This window comes from Streptomyces sp. NPDC051286 (genome assembly GCF_044455345.1).
Lineage (GTDB): Bacteria > Actinomycetota > Actinomycetes > Streptomycetales > Streptomycetaceae > Streptomyces.
Genome location: NZ_JBITER010000062.1, coordinates 22753 through 30445 on the forward strand (window position 1 = coordinate 22753; position 7693 = coordinate 30445).

The following is a 7693-nucleotide window of genomic DNA, read 5'->3' on the forward strand; positions in this document are numbered from 1 at the left end:
GAGATTCCCCTCATAGAAAGTGTGAGCACTGCTCTCGCTTTAGATCAGTGTGCACGAGGTTGGTGTTCAAAATCAAGAGCACTGCTCTCTTTATTGGTCGGTGCTCCAATCCGTGGCAGACTGAGCTCCATGAGCACCATCAGAGGAGCCAGGGAACGGGCCCGTATCGAAGTCACCGCAGCCATCAAGGACGAGGCGAGAAAGCAGCTCGCAGCCGACGGCGCCGCGAAACTCTCGCTCCGCGCCGTCGCACGTGAGCTGGGCATGGTCTCGTCTGCGCTGTACCGGTACTTCCCCAGCCGCGACGACCTGCTCACGGCCCTGATCGTCGATGCGTACGACGCCGTGGGCGAGGCCGCCGAGACCGCTCACCGGGCCTCATGCGACGTCCCACCCGTACCCGCCGCACATCTTGCCCGCTGGATCGCGGTCGCCTGCGCCGTACGCGAGTGGGCCCTCGCCCACCCCCATGAGTACGCCCTGATCTACGGCTCGCCCGTGCCCGGGTACACGGCACCCCAGGCGACCGTCGGCCCCGCCTCCCGCGTCGGCCTCGTTTTCATGGCGATCGTCGAAGACGCCCACCACACGGACGGCCTCGCCGTGCCGCCTCTCACCGCCGAACTGCAGACCGAGGCCGAGCGGATGGCCGCCGACCTGGCACCCGATCTCCCTCCGGCGGTCGTGACCCCTCTCGTGGCCGCGTGGTCGCAGCTCATGGGGCTGATCTCCTTTGAGATCTTCGGCCAGTTCAACCGGATCGTCGAAGCCCGGGAGGCCTTCTTCCGGCAGGCGGTCGCCGACCTGGCCCGTAACGTCGGACTGCTCGACGACCGGGCCGACCACCCGGCCACCAGCAGCGCCGGTGCCTGAGCCTGCCCGCCCGTATGTCCGCCTATCGGCCCGGCCGGATGCCTCGCCTGCGCCGACCGGGGTACTCCACAGGGAGTACGCGTGATCACCACGCCCGGCTGACGCCGCCGTCGACGCCCGCGGTCTAGCGTTGCCGGTATGGAAGAGCAGCGCTCACACGGAAGCGGCGGTCCCCCCTGGGAGCGGGGCGGACCGCCGCAGCGGCGGCCCTGGGCGCACGCTGCCCCCGTGGGCCGCCAGGGGTCTTGGGGCCCCTGGGGACACGACGGGCCGCCGCGCTGGCTGACGGGAATGCGCGAGCGGTCCGCCGCCCGGCTGCCCTGGCCATCCACCGTCCTCCTCGGCGCAATTGTCATGGTCGGCACGTCCGTCGCGGCCCGTGGTCAGCTCGATGAGCGCGCCCCGTTGGACATCTTCGCCCGATTGCTGCTCTTCATCGCCGTCGCCGTACTGCTGCTGCGCCACCGCCACCCCGTCCTGGCGGTCTTCGTCAGTGCGGCCGCGGCCATGATCTATCTCGGCGCCGGCTATCCGTACGGCCCGGTTTTCCTGGCGGTCGCCGTCGGCTGCTTCAGCGCGGTTGTCGCAGGGCACCGGCGGGCGGCCTGGGCGGCCGTGGGAATGGTGTGGCTGGGCCACGTGCTGATGGCGCACTGGCTCTACCGCTGGCTGCCGCCGAGCGGCGACTCGGCTGCGCCCTGGGGGCAGGAACTGGGCGTCGCCGCCTGGGTGGTGGCGATCGTCGCGGCAGCGGAGTTCGTACGCGTACGCCGCGAGCAGTGGGCTGCCCAGCGTGCCCAACGGGAGACCGCCGAGAAGCGACGGGCCGACGAGGAGCGGCTCCGGATGGCCCGGGAGCTCCATGACGTGCTTGCCCACAGCATTTCCGTCATCAATGTCCAGGCAGGCGTCGGACTCGCGCTCCTGGACTCCGACCCGGAGCAGGCCCGGAACGCCCTCACCACGATCAAGGCGGCCAGCAAGGAGGCGCTCGGCGAGGTCCGTCAGGTCCTCGACACGCTCCGTACTCCGGGAGACGCCCCCAGGGCCCCGGCCCCCGGGCTCGACCGGCTGCCCGAGCTGGTCGACCAGGCGGCGAGCGCTGGACTGTTTGTCACCGTGGAGACCGAGGGCGTACGCGGCGCTGTCCCGCCCGGTACGGATCTGGCCGCCTTCCGGATAGTGCAGGAGGCGTTGACGAACGTGGTCCGGCATTCGGGCTCGCGCACCGCACAGGTCCGGATCGGTTACGGGGCGGGCCGCGTACGGCTCCGTATCGACGACGACGGCCCCGTCACCGGCAGCGAGGCGGGCGGCAGCGGCAACGGGCTGGCCGGCATGCGGGAGCGGGCCGCCGCACTGGGAGGCACGATCGCGGCGGGACCCCGGGCCGACGGCGGCTTCCGGGTGCGGGCCGAGCTTCCCCTGTACCCGGCTTCGGACAGGGACTCGATGTCGAGCATGGACTCCGCGTCGGCCATGGACACTGTGCAGGACCCGACGGAGGAGAGAGCGTGATCCGCGTACTGCTCGCCGATGACCAGCTGCTGGTCCGCGCAGGATTCCGCGCCCTGCTGGACGCCCAGCCGGACATCGAGGTGGCGGGGGAGGCCGCCGACGGGGCGGAAGCTGTGCGTCTGGTGCGCGAACTGCGCCCGGATACCGTGCTGATGGACATCCGCATGCCGCATCTCGACGGTCTTGTCGCGACCCGCACCATCACCGGCGACCCCGAGCTGAACGACGTCAAGGTGGTCATGCTCACCACCTTCGAGCTCGACGAGTACGTCTTCGAGGCGATCCGGTCCGGCGCCTCCGGTTTTCTGGTCAAGGACACCGAACCGGAGGAGCTTCTACGGGCGGTACGGGCCGTGGTAGCCGGTGATGCCCTGCTCTCGCCGGGGGTGACGCGCCGCCTGATCGCCGAGTTCGCGGCCCGTTCCAAGGAGCCCGCGGCCGCAGTCGGCCTGGGCGAACTGACCGAACGGGAAAGGGAAGTGATGGCACTGGTCGGCATCGGTCTGTCCAACGAGGAGATCGCCCGCCGGCTGGTCGTCAGCCCGCTCACCGCCAAGACCCATGTCAGCCGTGCCATGGTGAAGCTGGGCGCACGCGACCGGGCCCAACTGGTCGTACTCGCCTATGAGTCGGGCCTCGTGCGTCCCGGCTGGCTCGGCTGAGACGGAGCCTGCGGGCGAAGCGCTCCCGCCGGGCGGCCGTGCCCCCGGCGGGGGAATCCCCACAACACATCGACGAGGCGGGCGACGAAGACGACGCCCGAGACGGCGGCCCCGCTCAGGAGCACCACTCGCTCTGCCGTGCGCGGCAGATCGAGGCAGACGGTGGGCGCGGCGACGGCGATGAATGCGGCCGCGGCCAGAACAGCGCCGCTGACCAGGGCGAAGACGATCTCGACGGGCATCGCGTCCCGGTCTTCCTGACTCCGTCGCCCCATGTCCGAAGTGTCACAGGGGTGGTGGGCCGCGGGCAAGGACGCCTCGCCGCCCACCGCCCCTTTCCCCCGCTCCGGTTGGTCATCGGGGCAGCGGACCGGCCCGTCGGCCACGGGCCGCCACTTTCTCGGCGGCTGCCGCCTTCGCGCCCGCCCGGTCGCCGGCGGCGATCACGCGCGGCGTCCGGAACCTGTCCACCACAGCAGGACGGCGACGGCGAGGAACGAAAGCAGCGTCCGGGTCGAGCTGACGGCCAAGGGCCGGGTGCGCCATGCCGAGCTGAAGCCGTTGCAGCGTTCGGTGCTCGCCCGGATGCTGGACGGCGCGACCGGCTGAGTGGGTGCGGACCACGGCGGAGGTGGTCCGCACCTGCCGGTACACCGGTCAGGACCAGGTGATCCCCGAGTTCTCGCACCACAGGCGTGCGAGTCCCCGGTCGCCGGCTACCGTGACCGCCGTGAGCGGCTGCCGGTTCCAGAGCGTGAGATAGAGCTCCTCGGCCGTTCCGCTCAACTCGCAGTCCGCAAAACCCTCTTCGGAGCCCGCCCCCGTAGTGCGGACGGCCTGCGGCGGCTCTGCCGAGAGTCGCACCGTCCACGCGGCGTCCGTGTCCGTGGCGTGCACCCGCAGCGCACGCGGGACATCGGTGCGCACCCGGCTCTTCGGGCGGGCGTGGAGCCCGCGCAGCAGCTCGTCGATCCCGTCCATTGCAAGACCGGCCGCCACCGGTGACAGGGGACCGCCGCGCGCGGACTCGGCGTCCACCCGGTGAATCGTCGTCTCGTGCGCCTGCCGCCGGGCCCAGAACGCCAGAGGGGACGGCGCGGGAAGAAAGGTCCAGCACTCCAGGTCGGCGGGGGCGCCTGCCAACGCGGCCACCAGCCCGCCGTGCCCCTCGCGGAACCAGTCGAGCAGCGCGTCCCCGTCCAGATCGGGCTCCCCGCCGTCGGGGTGGTACGCGGTGTGGCCCTCGGTGACATACGCGGTCGCCCAGCGGTGCACCATGCTGGTGTGCCGGAGCAGATCGCGTACCTGCCAGCCGGGACAGGTCGGCACCGGTGCGCCGGACCCCGCCTGTTCCGCCGCGGCGGCCAGCAGATGTCCCGCGTCGGCGAGCGACCTGATGTGGTCGGCGATTCCCGTCGTCTCCATGCTCTCCATGGCAAGGATTGTGACAGCCGCTCAGAGGCCCTGGGCATGGGCGGAACGGGACCGGCCGCCGCGGCGCACCAGCTGTAGGAACCAGCCGAGGGCGAGCGCCTGCACCAGGACGGACACGACGAGGGCGAGATAGACGAACCAGGCGGGTCCCGCCGCGTCCGCTCCCCACAGCGTGCTGCCGACGAAGAACACGAACACCGTCGGTGCCGCGAGCAGGAACAGCCACACACCCGCGAACGACGCGTCCTCGTGCGGGACGAACACGGTGTCCACGGCGACGAAGACCGCTGTCGCCAGAACCACGCCGAGGTAGACCAGCGAGGCGGCATTGCCGAAGGTCATTCGTGCGAGCGCGCGGAGGCGCTGCTTGTTCATGACGGGCTTGTTCATGGTCTGCTCCCTGTCGGCGGTTGGCACTTCCAGGGTGCGACCGGGGAACGGGATCCGCCTGAGTACACCTGCTCAATCGGGCATCAGTACGTGAGACGTGTGTACGTCGATCAAGCGCGGGTCACCGCATGGCGAGCAGCATGGCCCAGCACGGACGCCGCGCCCGCCAGCACCGCGACCGTCGTCAGGGCGACGGGCAGCGAGAACCAGTCGGCCAGGAACCCGATCGCGGGCGGCCCCAGCAGCATCCCCCCGTAGCCGATCGTCGACGCGACGGCCACTCCGCTCGGACCGGCCAGTTCGCCGGCCCGGCCGACGGCGACGGGGAAGATGTTGGCCAGCCCGAGACCGGCGACGGCGAAGCCGAGCAGGGCGAGCGAGGTGGTCGGGGCGAGCGAGCCGAGGAGCATGCCGGCCGCACCGGTGGCGCCGCCCGTGACGAGCGTGCGGGTCTGCCCGAGTCGTTCCAGCAGCGCGGTGCCGCTGAGCCGGCCCGCGGTCATGGCCAGGGCGAACAGGGAGTATCCGGCGGCGGCGATGCCCGGGCGGGCATGCAGGTCCTGTGCCAGGTGGAGCGCGCTCCAGTCGGCCAGTGCGCCCTCCCCGTACGCGGTGCAGAGCGCGATCACGCCGAACAGCAGGACCGCGTTGCGGGCGCGCCCGGTCATCCGGCGCGGCTGCTCGGTGCGGTCGGCCACGGATACGGTTCGGGGCGCCCCGTGCCGTAGCAGGGTCGGTCCGGCGGCGGCGGTGACGAGTAGTCCGACCCCGGTGAGGACGGAGAGATGGGTGGCGGGGGAGAGCCCGCCGGCGACCAGTCCGCCGAGGCCGGCGCCGAGCATGCCGCCGAGGCTGAACGCGGCGTGGAAGCTGGGCATCACGGGGCGCCGCAGACCGGCGACGAGATCGACCGCGGCGCTGTTCAACGCCACGTTCATCGCACCGTACGCCGCACCGAAGACCAGCAGCACCGAACCGAGCGCGAGCGCCGAATGCGTCTGTGCGGGCAGGGTGATGGCGAGTGAGAGGAGCACTCCGCAGACCACGGTCACGAGGTGGCTGCCGAACCGTCGGCAGAGCCCGCCGGCGAGCATCATGGTGATGACCGCCCCGGCGGAGACGCCGAGCAGTGCGAGGCCGAGGGCGGAGGCGGAGGCGCCGGTCTGGTGCTTGATGGCCGGAATGCGGACCACCCAGCCGGCGAAGAGGAAACCGTCGAGGGCGAAGAACACGGTCAGTGCGGTACGGAGGCGGGCCGACGAGGGTGGAGCGGTGTCTCCGCCTGGTCCCCCCGGTAGGGCCGTCCGCAGTTTGTTTAGTTGCGGCACAAACTCAGCATAGGGGCCCACGGACAACAGACGCAAGACGGTCTCCCGCCGGAGCGGGCAGCGGCATTCGGCCCGGCGGCACAGGGCGGCCTCCGTGACCGGAAACGGGCGGAAGTCCGCCACCAGGGCGTCGGCAGCGGTTCCGGATCGTGGGAGACTCGGCCCCATGAACGGCAAGGCGACCACCACCCGGACGAAGTTGGAGAGGGGCCGGAGCGCGCTCGGACCCGCACTGGAGCTGGTCCACACCGGACGCGCGCCCACCCGCGCCGTGCTCACCTCCGAGCTCGGCGTCACCCGCGCGACCGCCGGCGCGGTCGCCGCGGAGCTGGCGGCGCTCGGCCTCATCCGCGTCGACTCCAGCCCCGGTTCCGCAGCCGGTTCACAGGGGCGCCCCTCGCATCGGCTGGCCGTGCGGGAGTCCGGTCCGGTCGCCGTCGCCGCGCAGGTGCATGCCGACGGGTTCCGCGCCGCGCTGGTCGGGCTCGGCGGGCGGCTCGTCGCCACCGCCCCCGGCTGCGTCACGGTCACATCGGACCCGGCGCAGGTCGTGGGCGAAGTCGTCGACGCATGTGCCAGGTTGCTGCGCGACAGCGGACTGCGCTGCGTCGGCGCGGGACTCGCCGTCCCCTCCGCCGTGGCCGAACCGGAGGGCACCGCGCTCAACCCGCTGCACATCGCCTGGCCGGCGGGAGCCCCGGTCCGCGAGATCTTCGCCACGTGTGTACGGGAAGCAGGTATCCCCGGCCCCGCGTTCACCGGCAACGATGTCAACCTTGCCGCGCTCGCCGAACACCGGCACGGCGCCGGCCGCGGGGCCCAGCACCTGCTCTGCGTGGCCACGGGGCACCGTGGCGTCGGCGGTGCCCTTGTCCTCGACGGCCGCCTGCACGCCGGCAGTTCGGGTCTGGCCCTGGAGGTCGGCCATCTCACCGTGAACCCGGAAGGGCGTCCCTGCCACTGTGGCGGGCGCGGCTGCCTCGACGTCGAAACGGATCCGCTCGCCTTCCTGACCGCCGCCCGCCGGGAACCGGGCCCCGAGGAATCCCTGCTCAAGCAGGCGAGCGACCTGCTGCGTACGGAGTACGAGGACGCGGCGGTACGGAACGCGGCCGAGGAACTCATCGACCGGCTCGGCCTCGGCCTGGCCGGCCTGGTCAACATCCTCAACCCGGACCGCATCATCCTCGGCGGGCTGCACCGCGCACTGCTCGACGCGGACCCGGAGCGACTGCGCGCGGTGGTCGCCGACCGCAGTCTCTGGGGGCGCAGCGGCAGCGTGCCGATCCTGCCCTGCACCCTCGACCACAACAGCCTCGTGGGCGCGGCGGAACTGGCTTGGCAGCCCGTCCTCGACGATCCGCTGGCCGCACTGGCCTGAGAGGAGCTCACCAAATGGGGCTCCCCTGTCGCTTCCGTGGGTCGTTGACCTGGGCTGATATGCAGAACACGCCGTACCCCGGCTACGTTTCGACTTGCGACGGTACG

9 protein-coding genes are annotated in these 7693 nt (G+C 71.7%); 5 read left to right on the top strand and 4 right to left on the bottom strand.

The annotated features are described in order from the left end of the window. Positions 1–129 precede the first annotated feature (129 nt). The 3 genes from ACIBB8_RS33820 (at position 130) to ACIBB8_RS33830 (ending at position 3053) form a co-directional block, all read left to right on the top strand. Complete coding sequence (locus ACIBB8_RS33820) at positions 130–873, top strand: TetR/AcrR family transcriptional regulator (RefSeq protein ID WP_398958689.1); 744 nt, start codon at positions 130–132, stop codon at positions 871–873. Between the two features lie 138 nt (positions 874–1011). Beyond that, complete coding sequence (locus tag ACIBB8_RS33825; RefSeq protein ID WP_398958691.1) at positions 1012–2391, top strand: sensor histidine kinase; 1380 nt, start codon at positions 1012–1014, stop codon at positions 2389–2391. Further along, positions 2388–3053 (top strand): response regulator, encoded by a 666-nt coding sequence (locus ACIBB8_RS33830; protein ID WP_398958693.1) that lies wholly within the window; start codon positions 2388–2390, stop codon positions 3051–3053. The genes ACIBB8_RS33825 and ACIBB8_RS33830 overlap by 4 nt, the downstream gene beginning before the upstream one ends. On the opposite strand, the gene ACIBB8_RS33835 is transcribed toward ACIBB8_RS33830, so the two are convergent. Further along, entirely contained in the window at positions 3014–3328 is a 315-nt protein-coding gene (locus ACIBB8_RS33835) for a DUF6332 family protein (protein ID WP_398958695.1), read from the bottom strand. The genes ACIBB8_RS33830 and ACIBB8_RS33835 overlap by 40 nt on opposite strands. Between ACIBB8_RS33835 and ACIBB8_RS33840 the strand changes: the two genes are divergently transcribed. Then, on the top strand, positions 3327–3662 hold the full coding sequence (locus ACIBB8_RS33840) for a hypothetical protein (protein ID WP_398958697.1): 336 nt from the start codon (positions 3327–3329) through the stop codon (positions 3660–3662). The two genes, ACIBB8_RS33835 and ACIBB8_RS33840, sit on opposite strands and share 2 nt — an antisense overlap. 48 nt (positions 3663–3710) lie before the next feature. Here the strand turns inward: ACIBB8_RS33840 and ACIBB8_RS33845 are convergent, their stop codons facing one another. The 3 genes from ACIBB8_RS33845 to ACIBB8_RS33855 all read right to left on the bottom strand — a co-directional run bounded on the left by ACIBB8_RS33845 (position 3711) and on the right by ACIBB8_RS33855 (position 6205). Beyond that, the gene (locus tag ACIBB8_RS33845; protein ID WP_398958710.1) at positions 3711–4478 is read right to left on the bottom strand and encodes a maleylpyruvate isomerase family mycothiol-dependent enzyme; all 768 of its coding nucleotides are present in this window, start codon (positions 4476–4478) and stop codon (positions 3711–3713) included. A gap of 30 nt (positions 4479–4508) precedes the next feature. Beyond that, positions 4509–4877: an SCO4225 family membrane protein gene (locus ACIBB8_RS33850; RefSeq protein WP_398958699.1), complete on the bottom strand. Its 369-nt coding sequence runs from the start codon at positions 4875–4877 to the stop codon at positions 4509–4511. A 110-nt stretch (positions 4878–4987) separates the two neighbouring features. Beyond that, positions 4988–6205 (bottom strand): MFS transporter, encoded by a 1218-nt coding sequence (locus ACIBB8_RS33855; protein ID WP_398958701.1) that lies wholly within the window; start codon positions 6203–6205, stop codon positions 4988–4990. Positions 6206–6371: 166 nt separating this feature from the next. On the opposite strand from ACIBB8_RS33855, the gene ACIBB8_RS33860 reads away from it, so the two are divergent. Further along, positions 6372–7586 carry an ROK family protein gene (locus ACIBB8_RS33860; RefSeq protein ID WP_398958703.1) on the top strand — a complete coding sequence of 405 codons (1215 nt, stop codon included), beginning with the start codon at positions 6372–6374 and terminating at the stop codon, positions 7584–7586. Positions 7587–7693: the final 107 nt, after the last annotated feature.

What these genes read in the sequence shown, in the direction of transcription:
- ACIBB8_RS33820 (WP_398958689.1), top strand. Translation starts at nt 130, where the DNA reads ATGAGCACCATCAGAGGAGCCAGGGAACGGGCCCGTATCGAAGTCACC.
- ACIBB8_RS33825 (WP_398958691.1), top strand. Translation starts at nt 1,012, where the DNA reads ATGGAAGAGCAGCGCTCACACGGAAGCGGCGGTCCCCCCTGGGAGCGG.
- ACIBB8_RS33840 (WP_398958697.1), top strand. Translation starts at nt 3,327, where the DNA reads ATGTCCGAAGTGTCACAGGGGTGGTGGGCCGCGGGCAAGGACGCCTCG.
- ACIBB8_RS33835 (WP_398958695.1), bottom strand. Translation starts at nt 3,328, where the DNA reads ATGGGGCGACGGAGTCAGGAAGACCGGGACGCGATGCCCGTCGAGATC.
- ACIBB8_RS33845 (WP_398958710.1), bottom strand. Translation starts at nt 4,478, where the DNA reads ATGGAGACGACGGGAATCGCCGACCACATCAGGTCGCTCGCCGACGCG.
- ACIBB8_RS33850 (WP_398958699.1), bottom strand. Translation starts at nt 4,877, where the DNA reads ATGAACAAGCCCGTCATGAACAAGCAGCGCCTCCGCGCGCTCGCACGA.
- ACIBB8_RS33860 (WP_398958703.1), top strand. Translation starts at nt 6,372, where the DNA reads ATGAACGGCAAGGCGACCACCACCCGGACGAAGTTGGAGAGGGGCCGG.